Origin of the sequence: Haloarcula sp. Atlit-120R (assembly GCF_003665885.1) — an archaeon.
GTDB classification, from domain to species: Archaea; Halobacteriota; Halobacteria; order Halobacteriales; family Haloarculaceae; genus Haloarcula; species Haloarcula taiwanensis.
Window position 1 is genome coordinate 1 of the sequence record NZ_QPLN01000100.1, and the last position, 446, is coordinate 446.

At 58.7% G+C, this 446-nt stretch carries 1 pseudogene; it reads left to right on the plus strand.

Annotation, left to right across the window (positions count from 1 at the left end):
* Positions 1-170: pseudogene (locus DVK01_RS23075) on the plus strand (arginine:ornithine antiporter); the annotation flags it as partial.
* Positions 171-446: the final 276 nt, after the last annotated feature.

A 446-nucleotide genomic window follows, 5' to 3' on the forward strand; every position in this document is an offset into this window, starting at 1 on the left:
GCGCGTACATGTCCGGCGTCCTCGGCGTTGCGACGTTCAGCTACGCACCGTACTACCTGTTCGGCTACCTCTCGCCGCTGGTCCTGTTCGCCTTCATCCTCGCCGGTGTCGGATTCGCCGGGAACGCGACGAAAACGAGCGACCCATCGGTCAGCCCGGCAGACGACTAAGGTCACGTCTCCATCGCTTTTCAGAGGACGGACCTCGGACGGTTACCGGACCATCGAATCCTTGATACTTGACCGAATGGTCGCAAGAACGCCACCACCGCAGAGGAGTCCGAGCAGCATCGGACCGAACGTCCTCGGGTCGGTCCAATCGAACGACCGAGATGCCGTGAATAGATACTTGCGGCCATCTCGTTTGATGCCTTCGCTCGCGATTTCCGATAGGTTTGACTCGTTTACGTACAAGCGACTGCCAAAATTAGTCTCGGTGGAACCCTC